Source organism: Streptomyces sp. NPDC006733, assembly GCF_040636125.1.
GTDB lineage: Bacteria > Actinomycetota > Actinomycetes > Streptomycetales > Streptomycetaceae > Actinacidiphila.
This window is the reverse complement of record NZ_JBEYJD010000013.1, coordinates 68,199-87,992: the sequence shown is the minus strand read 5'-3', so window position 1 is coordinate 87,992 and position 19,794 is coordinate 68,199. Positions and strand designations below refer to the sequence as shown.

At 73.6% G+C, this 19,794-nt stretch carries 18 protein-coding genes, 1 tRNA gene and 1 pseudogene; 12 read left to right on the top strand and 8 right to left on the bottom strand.

The window, feature by feature from the left end; translation table 11 throughout:
- The 4 genes from iolC to iolD are packed head-to-tail and all read left to right on the top strand — an operon-like array spanning position 1 to position 4,833.
- Positions 1 to 975: a 5-dehydro-2-deoxygluconokinase gene (iolC, locus tag ABZ721_RS14130; RefSeq protein ID WP_358788881.1), complete on the top strand. Its 975-nt coding sequence runs from the start codon at positions 1 to 3 to the stop codon at positions 973 to 975.
- Positions 975 to 1,853 (top strand): deoxyribose-phosphate aldolase, encoded by an 879-nt coding sequence (locus ABZ721_RS14125; RefSeq protein ID WP_358788880.1) that lies wholly within the window; start codon positions 975 to 977, stop codon positions 1,851 to 1,853. The genes iolC and ABZ721_RS14125 overlap by 1 nt, the downstream gene beginning before the upstream one ends.
- Complete coding sequence (gene iolB, locus ABZ721_RS14120) at positions 1,850 to 2,854, top strand: 5-deoxy-glucuronate isomerase (protein ID WP_358788879.1); 1,005 nt, start codon at positions 1,850 to 1,852, stop codon at positions 2,852 to 2,854. Before ABZ721_RS14125 ends, iolB begins: the two co-directional genes overlap by 4 nt.
- Positions 2,851 to 4,833: a 3D-(3,5/4)-trihydroxycyclohexane-1,2-dione acylhydrolase (decyclizing) gene (iolD, locus tag ABZ721_RS14115; RefSeq protein ID WP_358788878.1), complete on the top strand. Its 1,983-nt coding sequence runs from the start codon at positions 2,851 to 2,853 to the stop codon at positions 4,831 to 4,833. The genes iolB and iolD overlap by 4 nt, the downstream gene beginning before the upstream one ends.
- 28 nt (positions 4,834 to 4,861) lie before the next feature.
- Here the strand turns inward: iolD and ABZ721_RS14110 are convergent, their stop codons facing one another.
- Complete coding sequence (locus ABZ721_RS14110) at positions 4,862 to 5,317, bottom strand: ATP-binding protein (protein WP_358788877.1); 456 nt, start codon at positions 5,315 to 5,317, stop codon at positions 4,862 to 4,864.
- A gap of 254 nt (positions 5,318 to 5,571) precedes the next feature.
- Here ABZ721_RS14110 and ABZ721_RS14105 point away from each other — a divergent pair, with 254 nt between their 5' ends.
- The gene (locus tag ABZ721_RS14105; protein ID WP_358788876.1) at positions 5,572 to 5,964 is read left to right on the top strand and encodes a nuclear transport factor 2 family protein; all 393 of its coding nucleotides are present in this window, start codon (positions 5,572 to 5,574) and stop codon (positions 5,962 to 5,964) included.
- A gap of 46 nt (positions 5,965 to 6,010) precedes the next feature.
- Positions 6,011 to 8,029, top strand: coding sequence for an ATP-binding protein (locus ABZ721_RS14100; protein WP_358788875.1), 2,019 nt, complete (start codon positions 6,011 to 6,013; stop codon positions 8,027 to 8,029).
- A gap of 45 nt (positions 8,030 to 8,074) precedes the next feature.
- Here the strand turns inward: ABZ721_RS14100 and ABZ721_RS14095 are convergent, their stop codons facing one another.
- From ABZ721_RS14095 to ABZ721_RS14075, 5 genes and pseudogenes are all read right to left on the bottom strand, one after another.
- Positions 8,075 to 9,610 (bottom strand): FAD-dependent oxidoreductase, encoded by a 1,536-nt coding sequence (locus ABZ721_RS14095; RefSeq protein WP_358788874.1) that lies wholly within the window; start codon positions 9,608 to 9,610, stop codon positions 8,075 to 8,077.
- Positions 9,611 to 9,649: 39 nt separating this feature from the next.
- Positions 9,650 to 10,564: a diiron oxygenase gene (locus tag ABZ721_RS14090; protein WP_358788873.1), complete on the bottom strand. Its 915-nt coding sequence runs from the start codon at positions 10,562 to 10,564 to the stop codon at positions 9,650 to 9,652.
- Between the two features lie 110 nt (positions 10,565 to 10,674).
- Complete coding sequence (locus ABZ721_RS14085) at positions 10,675 to 11,376, bottom strand: N-acetylmannosamine-6-phosphate 2-epimerase (protein ID WP_358788949.1); 702 nt, start codon at positions 11,374 to 11,376, stop codon at positions 10,675 to 10,677.
- Positions 11,377 to 11,505: 129 nt separating this feature from the next.
- Positions 11,506 to 11,625, bottom strand: a pseudogene (locus tag ABZ721_RS14080) (ROK family protein); the annotation flags it as partial.
- Between the two features lie 116 nt (positions 11,626 to 11,741).
- The gene (locus ABZ721_RS14075) at positions 11,742 to 12,779 is read right to left on the bottom strand and encodes a substrate-binding domain-containing protein (protein WP_358788872.1); all 1,038 of its coding nucleotides are present in this window, start codon (positions 12,777 to 12,779) and stop codon (positions 11,742 to 11,744) included.
- 126 nt (positions 12,780 to 12,905) lie between these two features.
- Between ABZ721_RS14075 and ABZ721_RS14070 the strand changes: the two genes are divergently transcribed.
- From ABZ721_RS14070 to thpR, 5 genes are all read left to right on the top strand, one after another.
- Positions 12,906 to 14,849: a discoidin domain-containing protein gene (locus ABZ721_RS14070; protein WP_358788871.1), complete on the top strand. Its 1,944-nt coding sequence runs from the start codon at positions 12,906 to 12,908 to the stop codon at positions 14,847 to 14,849.
- A gap of 177 nt (positions 14,850 to 15,026) precedes the next feature.
- Positions 15,027 to 16,400 carry a hypothetical protein gene (locus tag ABZ721_RS14065; RefSeq protein WP_358788870.1) on the top strand — a complete coding sequence of 458 codons (1,374 nt, stop codon included), beginning with the start codon at positions 15,027 to 15,029 and terminating at the stop codon, positions 16,398 to 16,400.
- Between the two features lie 86 nt (positions 16,401 to 16,486).
- Positions 16,487 to 16,559 (top strand) — tRNA-Gln (locus tag ABZ721_RS14060).
- Positions 16,560 to 16,687: 128 nt separating this feature from the next.
- Positions 16,688 to 17,491: a hypothetical protein gene (locus ABZ721_RS14055; protein ID WP_358788869.1), complete on the top strand. Its 804-nt coding sequence runs from the start codon at positions 16,688 to 16,690 to the stop codon at positions 17,489 to 17,491.
- Between the two features lie 125 nt (positions 17,492 to 17,616).
- Positions 17,617 to 18,213 carry an RNA 2',3'-cyclic phosphodiesterase gene (gene thpR, locus ABZ721_RS14050; protein ID WP_358788868.1) on the top strand — a complete coding sequence of 199 codons (597 nt, stop codon included), beginning with the start codon at positions 17,617 to 17,619 and terminating at the stop codon, positions 18,211 to 18,213.
- 70 nt (positions 18,214 to 18,283) lie between these two features.
- Here the strand turns inward: thpR and ABZ721_RS14045 are convergent, their stop codons facing one another.
- Entirely contained in the window at positions 18,284 to 18,655 is a 372-nt protein-coding gene (locus tag ABZ721_RS14045) for an alpha/beta hydrolase (RefSeq protein WP_358788867.1), read from the bottom strand.
- Positions 18,652 to 19,095 carry an MFS transporter gene (locus tag ABZ721_RS14040; protein WP_358788866.1) on the bottom strand — a complete coding sequence of 148 codons (444 nt, stop codon included), beginning with the start codon at positions 19,093 to 19,095 and terminating at the stop codon, positions 18,652 to 18,654. The genes ABZ721_RS14045 and ABZ721_RS14040 overlap by 4 nt, the downstream gene beginning before the upstream one ends.
- Positions 19,096 to 19,390: 295 nt before the next feature.
- On the opposite strand from ABZ721_RS14040, the gene ABZ721_RS14035 reads away from it, so the two are divergent.
- Positions 19,391 to 19,786, top strand: coding sequence for a DUF2267 domain-containing protein (locus tag ABZ721_RS14035; protein WP_358788948.1), 396 nt, complete (start codon positions 19,391 to 19,393; stop codon positions 19,784 to 19,786).
- The last annotated feature ends 8 nt before the right edge of the window (positions 19,787 to 19,794 follow it).

The window sequence follows — 19,794 nt, the reverse complement described above, 5'->3', positions numbered from 1 at the left end:
GTGGCCCACGACCTCGTCGCCATCGGGCGCACCGGCGTCGACATCTACCCCCTCGACCACGGCGTCGGCCTGGACGAGGTGCGCAGGTTCGAGAAGTTCCTCGGCGGCAGCGCGACCAACGTCGCCGTCGCCGCGGCCCGCCACGGCCGCAGCGTCGCCCTGATCACCCGCGTCGGCCGCGACCCCTTCGGCCGGTACGTCCGGCGCGAGGCCGCGCGCCTCGGCGTGGACACCGCCTACGTCACCCCGATCACCGCGCCGGGCGGCCCGCCCACCCCGGTCACGTTCTGCGAGGTCTTCCCGCCCGACGACTTCCCGCTGTACTTCTACCGGTACGGCACGGCCCCCGACCTCATGATCGAACCCGCCGAACTGCCGCTGGACGTCATCCGCGACTCCACCGTCTTCTGGGCGACCGTCACCGGCCTGTCGGCCGAGCCGAGCCGGGCGGCGCACTTCGCGGCCTGGCGGGCGCGCGGGCGCCGCGGCCTGACGGTCCTCGACCTCGACTACCGGCCGATGTTCTGGTCCGGCCCCGAGGAGGCCGGGCAGCAGGTGGACCGCGCGCTGGAGCACGTCACCGTCGCCGTCGGCAACCGCGAGGAGTGCGAGGTCGCCGTCGGTGAGAGCGACCCGCAGCGGGCGGCCGACGCCCTGCTCGACCGCGGCCTCGAACTCGCCGTGGTCAAGCAGGGCCCCAAGGGCGTCCTCGCCGCGACCCGGCACGAACGCGTGGAGGTCGCGCCCTTCCCCGTCGAGGTCGTCAACGGCCTCGGGGCGGGCGACGCGTTCGGCGGCGCCCTCGTCCACGGGCTGCTCAACGGGTGGGAGCTGCGCAGGACCATCGAGTTCGCCAACGTCGCGGGCGCCCTCGTCGCCTCCCGCCTCGAGTGCTCCACCGCCATGCCGACCACGTCCGACGTGGAAGCCGTCCTCGCTTCCCGGCCGTCGGCGCACGCCGAAGGGACCGCCTGATGGACGCCGCACAACTGACCGCGATACGGGCCTGCGAGCCCGAACGCATCGGGCGGTCGTGGCAGAAGCGCGCCCGCCGCCCGCTGAGCGGGCACGACGGCCGGCTGCTGATCGTCGCGGCCGACCACCCGGCCCGGGGCGCCCTCGGCGTGCGGGGCGACGACGGCGCCATGGGCGACCGCACCGCCCTGCTGGACCGGCTGGCGACCGCGCTGTCGCGCCCGGGCGTGGACGGGGTGCTCGGCACCCCGGACCTGCTGGACGACCTGCTGCTCATGGGGGCGCTGGAGGACCGGGTCGCCATCGGTTCGATGAACCGCGGCGGGCTCCAGGGCGCGGCGTTCGAACTGGACGACCGCTTCACGGCGTACACCCCCCAGGCGATCGCCGCGCAGGGGCTCGAAGGCGGTAAGACGCTCACCCGCATCTGCCTCGACGACTCGGGCACGGTGGCGACCCTGGAGGCGACGGCGGCGGCGGTCACCAGCCTGGCCGAGCACAGCCTCATGGCCATGATCGAACCGTTCCTGACCGTGCGGGAGGAGGGCCGGGTGCGCAACCTCCTCGATCCCGACAGCGTCATCAGGTCGATCCACATCGCGAGCGCGCTGGGCGCGAGCAGCGCCTACACCTGGCTCAAGCTGCCGGTCGTGGACGAACTCGAACGCGTCCTGGACGCGACCACCCTGCCGACCCTGCTGCTCGGCGGCGACCCTCAGGGCGATCCGCACGACACGTACGCCGCCTGGGCGCGGGCCATGACGCTGCCGGCGGTACGCGGGCTGGTGGTCGGCCGCACGCTGCTCTACCCGCCCGGCGGCGACGTGGCCGCCGCCGTCGACATCGCGGCCGACATCGTCCACGGGAGCGGCCGATGAGCGGCGCCGAGCGGTGGGTGCGCCCCCTGGGCACGGCGGCGGGCGACGGGTGGGACGTCCTGATCACCGAGGGCCGGGACTGGCACCACACGCGCCTGCGGGTGGCCGACCTGGCGGCCGGCGACACCCGCACCCTGGACGGACGGGACTGGGAGCACATCGTCGTACCGCTCTCCGGCGGCGTGCACGTCACCGCGGTGGCGCCCGACGGCAGCACCCACGAGGCCGAACTCGCCGGCCGTGCGAGCGTCTTCGCGGGACCCACCGACACCGCCTACGTGCCCGCGCGGTGGCGGATCACCCTGCGGGCCTCGTCCGGGCCCGCCCGCGTCGCGCTCGCCGGGGCGCGGGTCCCCGCGACCGCGGAGCAGGGCGGCCGCGCGTTCCGGCACGTGGCCGCGGGCGACGTGCCCGTCGAACGGCGCGGGGCGGGGACGGCCTCGCGCCAGGTGCGCAACTTCGGCACACCCGACGTGCTCGACGCCGACGCCCTCATCGCGTGCGAGGTCATCACGCCGGCCGGCAACTGGAGTTCCTGGCCGCCGCACAAGCACGACGTCGAGCGCCCGGGGGAGGAGGCGGCGCTGGAGGAGATCTACTACTTCGAGACGGAGTCGACCGACGTCCGCGGCACCGATCCCGTCGGCTACCAGCGCGTCTACTCCTCCGGCGCGGACCGGCCGATCGACGTGCTCGCCGAGGTCCGCACCGGCGACGTCGTCCTGGTGCCGTACGGCTGGCACGGGCCGGCCATGGCCGCTCCCGACGCCCATCTGTACTACCTCAACGTCATGGCCGGCCCCGGCCCCGGACGCGCGTGGCTGATCTGCGACGACCCCGCCCACGCGGGGGTCCGCGACACCTGGCGGGACCTGCCCTTCGACGGGCGCATCGCCGCACCCGGGCCGATCGCGAAGACCCCCGCGGCCATCGACCCGGCCCAGACCCCGGCCCAGACCCCGACCCCAACCCAGACCCCGACTTGTGGAGGTGCCGCATGAGTACGGCCCAGTCCGCGGCGGCCCGGCCCGCGACCGTGCGGCTGACGGTGGCGCAGGCGACCGTCCGGTTCCTCGCCGTCCAGTGGTCGGAGCGCGACGGCGAGCGCAGACGGCTCTTTGCCGGCGTCTTCGGGATCTTCGGCCACGGAAACGTGGCGGGCGTCGGCCAGGCGCTGCTGCAGCAGGAGCGGGAGGCCGACGGCCGTCCCGACCTCCCCTACGTCCTGGCCCGCAACGAGCAGGCGATGGTGCACACGGCCGTCGGCTACGCGCGCCAGGCGGACCGCCTGGAGACCTGGGCCTGCACCGCCTCGATCGGCCCCGGTTCCACCAACATGCTGACCGGCGCGGCGCTCGCGACCGTCAACCGGATCCCCGTGCTGCTGCTGCCCTCGGACACCTTCGCGACGCGCGTCAGCGCCCCGGTGCTGCAGGAGCTGGAGCACCCCTCCGCCGGGGACGTGACCGTCAACGACGCCTTCCGTCCGCTGTCCCGGTTCTTCGACCGGGTCGTCCGGCCCGAGCAGCTGCCGTCCGCGCTGCTGGGCGCCATGCGGGTGCTCACCGATCCCGCCGAGACCGGGGCCGTGACGATCTGCCTGCCGCAGGACGTCCAGGCCGAGGCGTACGACTGGCCGGCCGAGCTGTTCGCGCCGCGCACGTGGCACATCGCCCGGCCGCCGGCCGAGACGGCACGGGTCGCCGCGGCGGCCGACGCCCTCCGGCTCGCCCGCAGACCGCTGCTCGTGGCGGGCGGCGGCGTCCACTACTCCGGCGCGGAGGACGCGCTGCGCGCGTTCGCGGAGGCGACCGGCATCCCGGTCGCCGAGACGCAGGCGGGGAAGGGATCGCTGCCGCACGGCCATCCGCGGGCGATGGGCGGGGTCGGCTCGACCGGGACGACGGCGGCCAACGCGCTCGCCCGCGACGCCGACGTCGTCATCGGCGTCGGCACCCGGTGGGCCGACTTCACCACGGCGTCGCGTACGGCCTTCCAGGGCGACGACGTCCGCTTCGTCAACATCAACATCGCCGGTTTCGACGCGGGCAAGCACGCCGGCCTGTCCGTCGTGGCCGACGCCCGCGAGGCGCTCACCGCCCTCACCGCCGCGCTGCGCGGCCACCGCGTGCCCGCGGAGCACGAGAAGCGCCAGGCCGAGCTGTGGGAGGCGTGGGACGCGCGGGTCGAACAGGCCTACAACCCGCCCGCGCACGTGACGGACGCCCTGGCCGAGGGGGTCCTGACACAGGGCACCGTCCTCGGCCGCGTCAACGAACTCACCGATCCGCGGGACGTCGTGCTGTGCGCGGCCGGATCGATGCCCGGCGACCTCCACAAGCTGTGGCGCGTCCGGGACCGCAAGGCGTACCACGTCGAATACGGGTACTCCTGCATGGGCTACGAGATCCCCGCCGCCCTGGGCGTCCGGCTCGCCGACGACACCCGCGACGTGTTCGCCATGGTCGGCGACGGCGGCTACCTGATGATGCCGACGGAGCTGGCGACCGCGGTCCAGGAGCGGATCAAGATCATCGTGGTCCTCGTCCAGAACAACGGCTTCCACTCGATCGGTTCGCTCTCGGAGTCCCTCGGCTCGCAGCGCTTCGGCACGCGGTACCGCTACCGCTCCGCGGCCGGCGGCCTGGACGGGCCCCACCTGCCCACCGACCTCGCCGCCAACGCGCGCAGCCTGGGCGCCCACGTGATCGAGGTGCGCTCCCGCGCCGAACTGGAGGCCGCCATCGCCGAGGCCAAGGCGTGGCCGGCCGACGGGGGACCCGTCGTCATCCACGTGGAGACCGACCCGCTCGTGCCCGCTCCCGGCAGCGACAGCTGGTGGGACGTGCCGGTCAGCGAGGTGTCGGCACTCGACTCGACGCGTGCGGCCCACGCGGCCTACACGGATCACAAGGAGGCCCAGCGCCCGCTGCTCACCCCACCACCGCTCCCGCGCGAACCCGGACCTGACCAGGCCTAGGGCCGGGGCACCTCAGGACCGGGGCACCTCAGGGCCGGGGAGTTTGCGGCGGGGGCACGGCCAGGGTGGCGCGGATGCGTTTGCCGACCGGTACGCGCTCCACGTGCACCTCGTCGCAGATGCGGTCGATGATCTCCATGCCGTGGCCGCCGATCCGGCTGGGATCGCGCGGGAAGATGCGGGGCAGGGTGCTGCTGCTGTCCCAGAGCGTCACGCTGACGTGGGTGGACCGCCCCTCCAGCTCCAGCAGGCACGGGCCGGGGGCGTAGCGGTGGGCGTTGGTGAGCAGCTCCGTCACGACCAGCGCCATGTCGTAGCCGAGCCGCTCGCAGGGCGGCAGCGCGAACAGGTCCAGGAGTTCCTTGAGGAACAGGTCCGCCATCCGCCGGGCGTCGCCCGTGGAACCGTGCTCGTAGTGCGCCGCCCGGTACAGGACCTCCACCGACACCGGCGCTTCGGCCGCCTCGGGCGGATCGGGCACCATCTCATCCCCTTCAGCACATCGCGCTCCGCTGCGAATTCCCCCGATCCGGCCCCGTAATCCTCCGCCGGCCCGGATGTTGCGGTTCTCACGGGCGGGCCCGTACGCCCGCGGCCCCGCCACCGGACCTCGCCCGGGGTGGAACCCCGCCGCTCGTGCCGGCCTCTACCTGGGCGGCCGGCCCCGTGTCCTTCGCGACCCCGGGAGCCGGTGTCCGCCGTGCCCACGACCACCACCCCTCCCGGGAGCGAACAGCGTTGACCCCGACCGACATCACCCGCGCCATCAACGACCTGCTGTTCACCCCGGGCCTGGACCTCGGTGAAGCCGTCGACCGGCACTTCGCCCCCGACTACCGGCAGCGCACCGACGGCGAGTGGAGTGACCGGGCCTCCTTCGTCCAGCACATGACCAAGCTCCGCTCCGTGGTGCGCGACGGGCACATCGAGGTCCACGACGAGCTCCGCGACGGCGCCCGCTACGCCGACCGCCACTCCGTCACCGTCACCAAGCACGACGGCGCCACCTCCGTCACCGAGGTCTACCTCTTCGCCGAGTTCGCCCCCGACGGGCGCTTCCGGCGCGTCGAGGAGACCACGTTGCTGGTCAGCGGGCACGAGGACGACCGGAACCTGGGATCCATCAAGTGACGGCGCGGGCCGGGACCGGGTTCGGGACCGGGGGAGGGGAGCGGTCGTGGTCTCCATCGGCGAGAGGCTGAGCAGCGCGCGCGTGCAGGCGTTCATCGGCCGGGACGACGAGCTCGGGCGCTTCGGGCAGGCGCTGGCCGGTGATCCGCAGGCGCCGTTCGCGTTCTACGTGTTCGGTCCCGGCGGCATCGGGAAGTCGACGCTGCTGCGGCGGCTGGCGGACCACGCGCGCACGGCGGGCCGCCCGCTCGTCGAACTGGACGGCCGCTTCGTCGGCCGGGACCCGGCCGACTTCGAGCGCGCGGCCGGCCCGTTCGTGGACTCTCCCGGCACCGTCCTGTTGGTCGACTCGTTCGAGCACTGCCAGTGGCTGGAGAGCCGGCTGTGGCACCACTTCCTGCCGCGCGCCGCGGACGGCGCCCTCGTCGTGCTGGGCGGCCGGCTCGCGCCGCAACCGCAGTGGAGCGCCGACCCCGCCTGGACGGGCCTCCTGCACGTGGCCGAGCTGGAGCCGTTCTCGCCGGAGCAGGCCAGGAGCCTGCTGGTCGCGGCGCGGATCCGGCCGGAACTGCGGGACATGGTGCTCCGCTTCGCCGGCGGCAACCCGCTGGCGCTGTCCCTCGCGGCGGCGCGCGGTTCGTCGGGCTGGAGCGGCGAGGACGTCTGGGCGCCGTCGGCCGACGTCCTGCGCACCCTGCTGGTGGGGCTGATCGGCGAGGTGCCGTCGGCGGCGCACCGCCGCGCCCTGGAGGTGGTGGCACAGGCGCACTCGACCTCCGAGGAGCTGCTGTCGGCGGTGCTGCCGGACGAGGACGCCCATCTGCTCTTCGGCTGGCTGCGGGAACTGCCGTTCATGGAGGCCACCCACCGCGGGCTGCACCCGCACGACGCCGCCCGCGAGACCCTCGCCGCGGACCTGCGCTGGCGGGCGCCCAACGCCTTCGTCTCGGTGCGCAGGCGGCTGGCGGAGGAGTACATGCGCCTGCTGCGCGAGGCGCCCGAGGAAAGGGTCTGGACCGTCACCGACGAACTGTTCTACCTCTTCCGCGAGGTGGCGACCCTGGCGCGGCTGCGCAGCTGGTCCCGCGAGGACGAGGTGCACGACCGTCCGCTGCACCCGGACGATCTCGACATCCTGCTGGGCATGGCCACGGAGACGGAGGGGCCGGCCTCCGCGGAGCTGGTCCGCTACTGGGCCCGGCGCCAGCCGCAGGCGTTCAGCGTCTACCGCCTGGTGGCGACGGGCCGGATCGTGGCCTTCACGGCCCGGCTCGCGCTGCCCGCCCCTCCCGACCCCGAGGACCTGGCGACCGACCCGGTGATCGCGGCGGCGTGGGCGTACACCGAGGCCGCGGGTCCGGTGGGCCCCGGCGACCACATCGGCGTCAGCCGTTTCACGATCTACCCCGAGCGGTACCAGGTGCCCTCGCGCGTCATCGACCTGAGCAGTTCGCGCGCCCAGGCCGAGGCCGCCCGCGCCCGCGGCCGCGCCTACGGCTTCGCCGTCTGGCGCGACGCCGACACCTGGGCGGAACGCGTCAAGGGGACCCTCGTCGACACCGGTGCCCGACCGCGCGTCGGCGCGCACACGTACGGGGTGTTCGGCGTCGACTGGCGCCAGGTGCCCGTGGAGGCCTGGCTCGGCCGCTTCATCTCGGCACCCGACGAGCCCGACGCGGCGGCGCTGTCCGGACCGGCGCACGGCACGCGCACCGCGTTCGACCAGGCCGTGCGCGAAGCGCTCGCGCACTGGCGCGACCCGGCCGCCTTCGCCGCCTGCGCGCTGGTGCGCGCCCGCCTGGCCGCCGACTCCGACGATCCCGCGGGGGAGTTGCGCACCCTGCTGCGCCAGGAGGTCGACGACCTCGCCCCGGACCCGCGCGGGGTGCGGGCCCGCGAGGCCCTGGCGGCGGGCTACTTCTCGGGCGCGCCCACCCAGGAGGCCGCCGCCCGCCGCCTCGGCCTCCCGTACGGCACCTACCGCCGCCACCTGCGCCAGGGCCTGGACCTGCTCTGCCAGGCCCTGTGGGAGCGGGAGTCGCACGGTCCGCGCACGGCGCCGTAGCCGCGGGCCGGTGCCCGTGGCGGCCGGTATCGGCTGCCACGGGTGTCAGCCGCGGCGCCGCCGGCGGGCGAGGCGGTGGAACGCCTTCGGGTTGCCGGCGGGCGCGGGCAGGGCGCCCGCGACCGCGTCGGCCAGCAGGGTGCCGACCGTCTCGGCCGCACAGGCGCGGTTGGCGCCGATGCCGCCCGAGGGCCCGCGCTTGATCCAGCCGACCACGTACGTGCCGGCCCGGCCGGCCACCCGGCCGTGCTCGTGCGGGACGGTCCCGGTCGCCTCGTCGAACGGCAGCCCGGCGACGGGCACTCCGCGGTAGCCGATCGCCCGCAGCAGCATGCCGGCCGGGATCTCCACCTCCGCGGTCCCGGCGGTGGCGCGCACGGCGCGGACGGCGTCCTGCCCGCGCACCTCCAGGGGCAGGGAGAGGAAGCGGAAGACGATGCGCCGGCGTCCTGCCGCGCCCGGTGACACGGCCCAGTCGACGGCCTCCCGCGCCACCCCCTGGAGGACCGCCGCCTTGTCCCACGGCCCGGCGGCGTCGATCACGGACCCGATGCGCGGGTCGTGGTCGTCGATGAGCAGGTCCACCCCGGGGAGGTGCTTGAGGGCGAGCAGTTCGGAGCGGGTGTAGGCCGCGCGCTCCGGATCACCGCGCCCGAGCAGCACCACCTCGCGCACCTTGCTGCGGCGCAGCTCCGCCAGCGCGTGGGGCGCGATCCCGGTGCCGGCCAGCGTCTCCGGGTCGGAGACCAGGATGCGGGCGACGTCGAGGGCGACGTTGCCGTTGCCGACCACGACGACCCGCTCGGCCGACAGGTCGACGGCGTCCGGCGCCACCTCCGGGTGCGCGTTGTACCAGGCGACGACGGTGGTCGCGGAGACGCTACCGGTCCGGTCCTCACCGGGGATGCCGAGCCGCCGGTCCGAGGCGGCGCCCACGGCGTAGATCACCGCGTCGTGGTGCGCGGCGAGTTCCTCGGCTGTGACGTTGCCGCCCACGTCGACGCCGAGGTGCAGCCGCACGCGCGGGTGGCTGAGGAAGCGGGCGAAGGTGTCGCCGACCTTCTTGGTCGCCGGGTGGTCGGGGGCGACGCCGTGGCGGACGAGGCCGCCGGCGACCGGGAGCCGGTCGATGAGCGTGACGTCGGCCCGGGTGTGCAGCAGCAGGTCCTCGGCCGCGTACATCCCGGCCGGTCCCGTACCGACGATCGCGACCCGCAGCGGACCGAAGTCCGACGGCAGGACGCGTCCGAAGGTCGGCTCGCCCCAGGCGTGGAAGTTCGGTCCGAGGCCCCCGGCCTCCGGCGCCTCCTCCGGTCCCTCGCCCTCGGCGCGCTCGAAGTAGGCCGCGTTGATGGCGGCGTACTCCCGCTGCCCGGCGGCCAGGCTGTCGACCGGGAAGATCGCGTCCACCGGGCAGGCGTCGGTGCACGCGCCGCAGTCGATGCAGCTCTTCGGGTCGATGTACAGCATCTCCGTGCTGCCGAAGGCCCGCTCCTCGGGCGTGGGGTGGATGCAGTTGACCGGGCAGACGGACACGCACGTGGCGTCGTTGCAACAGGTCTGGGTGATCGCGAAGGCCATGTCGTCCGCTCGGCTGTGGTGTCGTCAGTTCGGGTGTCGTCAGATGAGGTTGGCGCGCTTGTAGAAGAACAGCGCGGGCTTGGTGAGCAGGCCCACCGACGTCAGGAACTCCATGAGGCCGGCGCAGCTCGAGCGCATCATCGACTTGTGGTGCTCGTTGGCCTTCGCCTCGCGGATGCCGCGCTCCTCGTCCAGCCCGGCGTTCGCGTAGACCTTCCGGTTCACCATGCTGCTGACGATGACGTAGGCCGCGACGGCGATCAGGACGGAGTGGATGTGGCGGCGCACGCGCCCGGCGCCGGCGAGGTGCTTGCGCGTCTCCTCGCGGGCGAACTTCATGTGCCGCGACTCCTCGACGACATGGATGTTGTTGATCGTGCGGACGAACGGCACGACCCGCTCGTCCCGCATCCAGTCGCGCTGCATGACGTCGAGGACCTCCTCGGCGACGAGGATCGCCGCGTAGGCGGCCTCGCCGAACGCGACGGTCTTGAAGAACCGGCCGAGTTCAACCGCCGCCCGGCGCGGGCGGTAGGCCGGCGCCCCGAGCTTCTTCGCGCCGCGGGCGAACATGATCGAGTGCCGGCACTCGTCGGCGACCTCGGTCAGCGCCCACTGGAAGCTGTCGCTGAGCGGGTCCTTGGTGTAGATGTCCCGCAGCACCATCTGCTGCAGGATCATCTCGAACCAGATGCCGGTGCTCGCCACCGACGCGGCCTCCTGGCGCGTCAGCGCCTTGCGCTGCGCCTCGGTGAGCTCCTTCCAGTACGCCGTCCCGTAGAGCGTGCTCCACTCCGGGCTGGCGCCGTGGAAGTCCGGGTCCAGCGGGGTCTCCCAGTCGACCTCGATGAGCGGGTCGTACGAGAGCTGCGCGGACGAGTCGAGCAGCCGCCGTGCCACGTCCTCCGCAGGGGGTCGATTCGAGCTCTCCGGCCGCGAGACGTCGATCGCCATGCTGGGGATCCTCCAGTCGAGTCCGGGAAGGGTCTCTCTTCCGCCGCTGCCATTACCAGCGGTAACAAGAATTCTTGTTGACGGACTGTATAGCAAGAGCCGCCCGGTGCCTACCCCCGAGTAGCCTGCGGATTCCCGGATTCCGGGTGAAGCGCCTGGTCGAACCACCGGGTGAGCGTGGTGGGATGGGTGATCGCCGTGCCGACGACGACCGCGTGGGCACCCGCGGCCAGGGCCCGGGCGGCGTGATCCGGCGTGTGGACGCGGCCCTCGGCGAGCACCGGCACCGGCAGCAGGGGGGCCAGCTGCCGGACCAGGTCCAGGTCCGGGCCCGGGGTCCGCCGGGAGCCCGCCGTGTAGCCGGACAGGGTGGTGCCGACGAGGTCCGCGCCGAGCTCCACCGCGCGGATCGCCTCCTCGGCGGTGGAGATGTCCGCCATCACGAGCCGTCCGAGCCGGTGCACCGCCGCGATGGACTCGGCCACGGGCCGGCCGTCGGGGCGCGGGCGGTCGGTGGCGTCCAGGGCGACGATGTCGGCGCCGGTCTCCGCGACGGCGACGGCGTGCGCTGCGGTCGGGGTGATCAGAACGCCGCTGTCGCCGTCCTTCCACAGCCCGATCAGCGGTGCGTCGGTGGCGGCACGGATGGCCCGCAGGTCGTCGATCCCCTGCGCGCGGACACCGGCCGCGCCGCCGTCCAGCACCGCCAGGGCCATCCGCCGCATCGTGCCGGGGTCGTGCAGGGGCTCGCCGGGGTAGGCCTGGCAGGAGACCACCAGGCGTCCGCGCAGCGCTTCGAGGAGCTGGTTCACCGTCCGGCCACCGCCCAGGCGAGCCGGGCCGCGCCGAGCAGCGCGGCGTCGGAAGCCCAGCGGCGCCCGCTCCAGCGGGACGCCCCGCAGGGGTGGGAGCAGTTCGCCCCGGTAGGCGGCGCGCAGCGGTTCCCACCAGGCCGGGCCGCAGTTGCTGACGCCGCCGCCGACGAGCACGATCTGCGGGTCGAGCATGTTGACCAGCCCGCCGACGACCTGTCCGAGCGCCGTGGCACCGTGGGCCAGCACCTCGGCCGCAGTGGCGTCCCCGTCGGCCGCCCGCGCCGACACCTCGGCGAGATCGCGCACCGCGCTTCGAGCGCGTCAAGGGGCGGGACGCCGGTTCCGGACGGCGCGGCCGTCCGTCAGGCCCCGGGCGCCGGCCCGGTCGATTCCCGCACCACGAGTTGGGTCGCCAGCTCCACGTGGAGGGTGTCCACGGTGTGCCGCTCCAGCAGGCGCATCAGCAAGGACGCGGCCATCCGGCCCATCTCCTCCAGCGGCTGACGGACCGTCGTCAGCCGGGGCAGCGTGCTGCGGCTCAGGTCGATGTCGTCGAAGCCGGTGATCGACAGATCCTCGGGAACGCGCAGCCCGCGCTCGTACGCCGCCCGCAGCGCCCCGACCGCCGCCTTGTCGTTGAACGCCACCAGGGCCGTCGGCCGCTCGCGGAGGTCCAGCAGCTCGCACGCGGCCGCGTGACCCCAGTCGGCGGTCGGCTCGATGCTGCGCAGCAGTTCGGGGGAGGGCAGCACCCCGGCGTCGGCGAGCGCCGAGTTGTGGCCGGCGACGCGGGAGCGGGCGGCGAGCCAGTAGTCCGGTCCGCCGATCACGCCGATCCGCCGATGACCCAACTCGACCAGGTGCGCGCTGACGCTGCGGGCGCCGGTGAGGTTGGCCGCCGAGACCGAGGCGATGTCACCACGGAGCGGAGTGCGCGGATCGACGACCACGAAGGGGAAGTTCTGCTCCCGCAGCGCCTCCAGCTCGCGCGCCGGTTCCGGAGGGACGATCAGCAGCGCGCCGGCGATGGCCGGGTCGTCCGGCAGCCCCGCGAGCACCTGGACGTCCCGGGCGGCGTCGCCCGCGCTGAGCACCAGCCGCCGGCCGTGCAGGTCCAGCGTCTCCGCGACGGACGAGACGATCACCCCGAAGTAGTCGGTCAGGACGTACGGGCACCGCACGTACACGGCACCGTTCGCGCTGCCGGGCCGCACCGGGGGCGCGGCCCCCAACCGGTCGGCCGCCGCACGCACCCGCCGCCGGGTGTCGTCGGCGACGTTGTCCTGCCCGCTCATCACGCGCGACACCGTCGCGATCGACACCCCGGCCTCGGCGGCGATGTCCCGCACGGTGGCCCGGGGGCTCCCTGACCTGCGCGGTGTTACATCGTTCTGTTTCATTCCCGCAGCGTACTGCCCGTCGCCCATTCTGCGCTCGGAGCCTTGACAGGCGCACAGGTTGCGACTTCGCTATGGGGCGCCGCGGTTCCCTGTTGTTTCATTGTGTTTCACACGGAGGAGAACCTCTTGAGACGCGCTCTCGGCGTATCGGCCGTCACGGCCGCCGCACTGTGCCTCGCCGGCCTGCCCGCCACCGCCTCCCCGGACTCCCGCGCTCCCGCCCGTCCCGCGGCCGCGCAGGCGCAGGTGTGGCTGACCACCGCCGACGGCGCGCAGCGACTGCGCCCGCAGGCGCCCGTCGCCTTCCACGACGGCGGCTCCGATCTGACCACCATCACCGTCGACCCGCGGCAGCGCTTCCAGAGCGTCGACGGGTTCGGCGGCGCGCTCACCGACTCGACCGCCGCCGTGCTGGCGCAACTGCCCGCTGCCGAGCGGGACGCGGCCATGCGGCAGCTCTTCGACCCGGTGCGGGGCATCGGCGTCAGCTTCGTGCGCCAGCCCGTCGGCTCCTCCGACTTCACCGCCGCGTCCGCCCACTACACCTACGACGACGTGCCCGCGGGGCAGACGGACTTCCCCCTGCGGCACTTCACCATCGCGCACGACCAGCAGCAGATCCTGCCCCTGCTGCGCCGGGCGAAGCAGCTCAACCCGCAGCTGACCGTGATGGCCTCCCCATGGAGCCCGCCGGCCTGGATGAAGGACTCCGGCTCCCTCGTCGGGGGCCACCTCAAGGACGATCCGGCCGTGTACCAGGCGTACGCCCGCTACCTGGTGAAGTTCGTCCAGGCCTACACGGCCGCGGGGGTCCCGGTCGACTACCTGACCGTGCAGAACGAGCCGCAGAACCGCAAGCCCCACGCCTACCCCGGCACCGACCTGCCCGTCGAGCAGGAGGCCAGGGTCATCGAGGCGCTCGGCCCGCTGCTGCGCCGCGCCAGCCCCCGCACCAGGATCCTCGCCTACGACCACAACTGGACGACGCACCCCGACGACATCGCCACCGCGGAAGAGCTCGGCGAGGACCCGCAGCCCCGCTACCCGTACGACGTCCTGGACAGCCCGGCCGCGCGGTGGATCGCGGGCACGGCCTACCACTGCTACTCCGGCGACCCGAGCGCGCAGACCGCGCTGCACAACGCCCGCCCGGACAAGGGCATCTGGTTCACCGAGTGCTCCGGATCGCACGGCGCCACCGACACCCCGGCCCAGATCTTCCGCGGAACGCTCACCTGGCACGCGCGCACCATCACCATCGGCACCACCCGCAACTGGGCCAAGTCCGTCGCCGACTGGAACCTCGCGCTCGACCCGGCCGGCGGCCCGCACAACGGCGGCTGCGACACGTGCACGGCGCTGCTGACCGTCAACCCGGACCACACCGTGACCACGAACGCCGAGTATTCCACCATCGGCCACCTCTCGAAGTTCGTGAAGCCCGGCGCCGTCCGCATCGGCAGCACCAACTACGGCACCACCGGGTGGAACGGCCGGATCACCGACGTCGCGTTCCGCAACCCCGACGGCTCCACCGCGCTCGTCGTGCACAACGAGAACGACGACCCGCGCTCGTTCTCCGTGGCCGTCGGCGACAAGTCCCTGGACTACACGCTGCCCGGCGGCGCGCTGGCCACCTTCACCTGGCCGGCGTCCGCGCACCTCGACAGCCGCCTGCGCGAGATCCCGCTGACCGGCGCCACGGCGACCGCGTCGCCGGCCGGCCAGGGCGACCCGGCGCTCGTCGCGGACGCCGACGGCACGACCCGCTGGAGCAGCGGCACGGCACAGGCCCCCGGCCAGTACGTACAGCTCGACCTCGGCCGCCGCACCACCTTCCGCGGCGTGGCCGTCGACAGCGGCGACAGCCCCGGCGACCACGCCCGGGGATGGCAGCTCGGTGTCAGCGACGACGGCACCCACTGGCGGACGGCAGCCACGGGCACCGGCACCGGCCAACTCACCACGATCACCCCGCCCCACCCCACAACGGCCCGCTACCTGCGCATCACCCAGACCGCCACCGCCGCCAACTGGTGGACCCTGGCAGACCTCCGCCTCTACCGCTGACCCCGGCGCGAGCGCCCGACCCGAGCGCCCGACCCGAGCGCCCGACCCGAGCGCCCGGCCCCGCAGGCCGGGCGCTCGGCCGCCGTTCGCTGCGAAGCCTTGGCGCATCCTGAGGGATGGCCGCAGCCTGCGGAAATCCAGTTGGGTCCCGGTCCGTGTGATGGCAGGGTGGCGCTCATGTCGTCGCCCGCAACCGAACCGCTCCTGCGTGAACTGCACGCCTCGCTCGCACTGCGCAAGCGGCCGGAGGACATCGCCGGGCTCATCCAGGACCTCTATGCGGCTCAGGGCACCGACCTGGACACGGCCACCGGGACGGCGCTTGCGAAGGCCGCCGAGCACTCGCTGCGCAACGTCTGGCACGGCTACACCTCCATGCGGGAGGACTTCGCGCGCCCTGTCGGAGCGCAGCGGCAGCTCGCGCGTGCAGCGGTGCTGTTCGCGGACGTGCCCGCACTTCCCGACAGCGCCGGTGACGATCCGGCCCGGATTGAGGCGGTGATCCGGCGTGCCGGTGAGTCCATAGGCCGCGCGTACGGGCAGATCGACTTCGGGATGGATCGCCTTGACCGCGCCGAGCGTACGGCGGCCGGTGTCGGCGACATCTCCAAGCGGCAGTACAACAAGCGCTTCCGGCTCCTCCGCCGGATGGAGGGCAAACTCGCGCGGATCCTCCACGAGCAGCGGCGCCGCGAAGTGACCATGACGGGCAAGGGAGCACTCGCGCACGCGCTGCCGTACGACGTCTTCGCCGCGGACCCCGACACGGCGGCCTTCATCGCGTACGTCACGGCGCGGGGTTACATGCGCAGCGTCTTCACCAACGGCAAGCAGCGCCAGGTCTACGACGAGATCGCGGAGGCCCTCCTCCGACGCCTGCGCGCGTACCCCGAGCGGACCTGCTGGTACGCCGTCGCGCATGTCCATCCCACGGCCGAAGTACTGGCCGAGGTATCCGACGAGAACCTCACTCGCCTCCTGGTCCGGTGGAACGGCTTCCTCCGCCAGGTCGCGGACCAGTTGGAGGACGCCTGGAATCGGCACCCCCTGGAGCGGAACACGATGATCGTGCGCCGCGGTGACGATTCGTCGACGTGGAACCAGGCCGCACAGGCGTGGAACGCGGCGCGAGCCCACTGGTTCGCGCTCCTCACCGAACTGGGCCAGGAGAAGATCCTGGATCGCATCTGTCCGGGCAAGGTTCCACGGTTGATGGCAGCCGACGTGGCGTACTGGCACCGAATGAGCGGTGGTGGACTGCACCCGGACACCTCTGTCTGGGCCGAGCTGCCGCTGCCCTGGGAGGTGCTCCGCGGGCAGGAGCAGTGCCCGCGCTCTCTGGTCGAAGCGGTCTGCGCCCGGCACCGCGTGGACCCCGTCGCCGGTGCCTGGACCGCCCCTCGGCCGGTGGCTGAGGCCGTCGCCTTCCGCCGGACACCCGAGCTCGTGCACGGGGTTCCCGTCGCCGACCCTCTCATGGCCGGTGCCCTCAGGTCGGCGGGGATCTTTTCGGGCAAGGGCAAGAACGCGGCAGCGAAGGAGTGGCTGTAGCCGGGGGAATGGCCGTGGTCGGCGGTACGGGGCGGGCGAGGAAATCGATTGACGGGCACGTCGACCCTGGCAATGATCAACACGGCGGCGAGGAAGCTCTGTGGAGGAGCGCCCGGCTCTGACCCCGGGTGGACGTAGGTTCGAATCCTGCCCTCGCCGCCTTGTTCCGGCCGCGGGCGGACCAGGCGGCCGCACGGAGCCGCGTACCGTCGGCGGACCCGTCGCCCGGCCCGAGCGAGCAGTTGTCCGCAGGACTGAGTTGTGGTGACGTGTAGGCGTCACGGGGAGTGTGGGAGCGGACAGTGGCGCACATCAGAGTGACGGTATGCCTGCCTCCGGACGTGCGGGGCGATCTCGAGGCAGCAATCGGGGAAGCTCTGGCGCCGTTCGAGATGTACGGCGAGTTCGTCGACCGTGGCATGTGGGACCGCTGGACCATCCGTGGCGGGAGCGACGGGAGCGGGTTCTCGGCCGGTCCGGGCTTCGAGGACGATCCGCGGTTGATCCATGACGCACCGCTGCATACCGGGGAGCCCCAACCGAGCCTGCCGGGGATGTGCGCGGGCGGTCCCCGAGGCCTGCTGGACTTCGACGGCCCCCGGGCGACCGCGGTGTCGCTGGCGCATGCCACCTGGGACCTGTGGCACCGCCTCGCCCCCGAGTATCCGCCGGTGCGACCGCACTCGGCCTTCCACCGGCGGCATCTCGCCGATCCGGAGGCCTACCCCGGGCAACAGGCACATGACGACTACCGGGCGCAGCCGCTGATGGGTGCGTTCGAGGTCCTGTCGATCCAGGGGGTGCCGGAACAGTTCAGGAACGCGTTGATCGTCGACGATCCTGAAACGGTGTTCGCGGGGGACCGAGCGGAGTTCGTGCAGAGTGTGAGCTACCGGGCGAAGAGCTTCCACGACCTGCTCACTCTCGACGGCTGGTGGATCGAGGACCGCGACCGCCCCGTACACGGCGCCTGCGACCCCGCGCTCTGCCCCCACAAGGAGCAGGGCGCCCAGTATGCGGCGGACATCGACGGCTACATCGAAGGCCTTCCTGCGGAGGCCTTCCTCGTCCGGTTGAAGTGCCACGGCTGATCCAGCGGAGTCCGCGACAGCGACAGCAGCTGCGGTCGCCGGGCTCGGCTCACCACCGACGACCTACCTCACGGCAGGGTCGGCGGACGTCGCGTTTCGGGGTCGGGTGCGGTACTAAGGCCGGTGTGAACGAAGAGATCCGGCCTGCGACCGTCCGCGTGTTCATCGCGCTCGCTCCGCCCGACCGCGCGAAGGAAGAGCTGGCCCGGGAACTGCGTCCCGCGTACGACACGCACCCTGACATGCGGTGGAACCGTATCGAGGACTGGCACATCACCCTGGCGTTCCTCGGGGAGCTGCCGGTCGGGACGGTGCCGCTGTTGCGGCGGCCGCTCGGCGGGCTCGCCGCGGGGCACCGGGCTCCGCGGCTGGCGCTGCGGGGGAGCGGGAACTTCGACGACCGGGTGCTGTGGACCGGGATCGACGGGGACCTCGACGCGCTGCACCGGCTCGCCGCCGAGGTGCGCGGCGTCGTCAGGAGTTGTGGCGTCCCGCTGGAGGAGCGGCCCCTGCGGCCCCATCTGACGCTGGCCCGGGCCCGCCGGGGCGATCAGGGGTCGATCGCGGAGATCGCCGCCCAGATCGCCGGGTTCGCCGGCGAACCGTGGGCCGCTGAGCGGCTGCACCTGGTCGGCAGCAACGCCGGCCGCAGCAGCGGGCCGATCCACTACCGCGACATCGAGGCCTGGCCGCTGGGCACCGCCAGCTCCGTCGGCGTCTGAGAGCCGGACATGCCGCCCCCGCGCCGGGGAGTCCGGGCAGGGGCGGCACCAGGTGCTGGGCGATGGGCGGTCAGTCGGTGCAGACCGTGGCCGGTGCGGGGAGTTCGCGCGTGGTCAGGTAGTGGTTGGTGGCCTTCTGGACGCACGGGGAGGCCAGGAACATGCTGTAGTCGTCGCCCTCGCGGCCCAGGACGACGCTGCCGGGAAGCTGGGCGGCCATCGCCGCGCCCGCGCGGTAGGGGGCGAGGGCCTGGTGGGTGGACTGCAGGACCAGGGCGGGCGGTGCGCCGTTGACCGGGGCGCCCGCCTGGACCGGCGCGGCCGCGACGGGCCAGCCCAGGCACCCCGTCAGGGCCTGGTAGGAGCGCACGGCGCCGCCGAGGTGCGGGGACACCCGGGCGAGTTCCGTCCGCAACCGGGTGAGCTGCGCGAACGTGCTCACCGGACGGGCGTTGTCGAGGCAGGCGGGTACCTGGACCGGTCCACGGTCAGGGCCAGCGCGGCCGGGGCGATGGCGGCGGCGCTGAGGCCCTGGGCGGCGCGGGTGGCGATCAGCACGCTCGGGGAGGTGGCGAGGCCGGCCGCCAGCGAGGAGGCGGCGAACAGTGCGAGGCCGGCCATCAGCACCCGGTGGCGCCCGAGCAGGTCGGCCGCGCGCCCGCCGGCCAGGAGCAGCGCTCCGAACGCCAGCCCGTAGGCGTTGACGACCCAGGTGGTGCCGCCGTCCGACAGGCCCACTGCGGCGCGGATCTGCGGCAGCGCCACGTTCACGGTCGACGTGGCGAGCATGACGGTGAACTGGGCCGCCGCGAGGGCCGCGAGTACGGCCGCCGGGCGGGGCGAGCGGTCCGTCCGTTCCGCCGGTGCGTGTCGGAGGTTCATGCCGCACAGACTCGTGGCGGGCGCTGTCCACATTCCAGATCCGGCGGGGACGGTGACTGTCCACTGCTGTCCGCACGTGTCCACCCGGCGCTCCGGACCCCGGGCCGGGACCCCGTGACCGAGGCTGGAATGCGATCTTTTCGCCGATCCCGGGTTTGCTTCGCTCCGAAGGGGTCAGGCGAGGGATGACCTGGCCCTCTCCGCCGTGGTCGCCAGTATGCGCAGCTCGAAAGGAATCGCCTCGATGTCCCCCCGCTGTGAAGTGACCCCCGCACCGCACCCGACCGCCGTGGGCATGGCGTTCGTCCCGATGCTGGAGAGGATCAGGTACGACGGCGCGTACCCCACCCGCGAGCGGGCCGCGCAGGCCCTGTACGCCGTTCTGGAAGCCCTCGGCCCGCAGCTGGCCGACGCTGAGCGGATGGAGCTGGCCGCCCGCCTGCCCGTCGAGGCCGCCCGCACCCTCACCGCCCGGCGCCCCGGCGTCCGGCCCCGCACCAGCTGGGACTTCGTCCAGGACGTCGCCGCCCGCACCGGCGGAACGCCGGCCACCGCCCGCTGGGACACCGGCGCCGTGCTCCTCACGGTCGCCCGCCTCGCCGGCCCCGACCTCGTCGACCGGATCATCGACGGGCTCCCCGCCGGCTACGGGCTCCTGTTCGGCCGCACCGGACTCAGCCGCGCCGCCTGAGAGCCGTC

Coding starts and splice junctions, on each gene's coding strand:
- ABZ721_RS14125 (WP_358788880.1), top strand. CDS start 975: ATGGACGCCGCACAACTGACCGCGATACGGGCCTGCGAGCCCGAACGC.
- iolB (WP_358788879.1), top strand. CDS start 1,850: ATGAGCGGCGCCGAGCGGTGGGTGCGCCCCCTGGGCACGGCGGCGGGC.
- iolD (WP_358788878.1), top strand. CDS start 2,851: ATGAGTACGGCCCAGTCCGCGGCGGCCCGGCCCGCGACCGTGCGGCTG.
- ABZ721_RS14110 (WP_358788877.1), bottom strand. CDS start 5,317: ATGGTGCCCGATCCGCCCGAGGCGGCCGAAGCGCCGGTGTCGGTGGAG.
- ABZ721_RS14095 (WP_358788874.1), bottom strand. CDS start 9,610: ATGGCCTTCGCGATCACCCAGACCTGTTGCAACGACGCCACGTGCGTG.
- ABZ721_RS14090 (WP_358788873.1), bottom strand. CDS start 10,564: ATGGCGATCGACGTCTCGCGGCCGGAGAGCTCGAATCGACCCCCTGCG.
- ABZ721_RS14075 (WP_358788872.1), bottom strand. CDS start 12,779: ATGAAACAGAACGATGTAACACCGCGCAGGTCAGGGAGCCCCCGGGCC.
- ABZ721_RS14065 (WP_358788870.1), top strand. CDS start 15,027: ATGTCGTCGCCCGCAACCGAACCGCTCCTGCGTGAACTGCACGCCTCG.
- ABZ721_RS14040 (WP_358788866.1), bottom strand. CDS start 19,095: ATGAACCTCCGACACGCACCGGCGGAACGGACGGACCGCTCGCCCCGC.
- ABZ721_RS14035 (WP_358788948.1), top strand. CDS start 19,391: ATGGCGTTCGTCCCGATGCTGGAGAGGATCAGGTACGACGGCGCGTAC.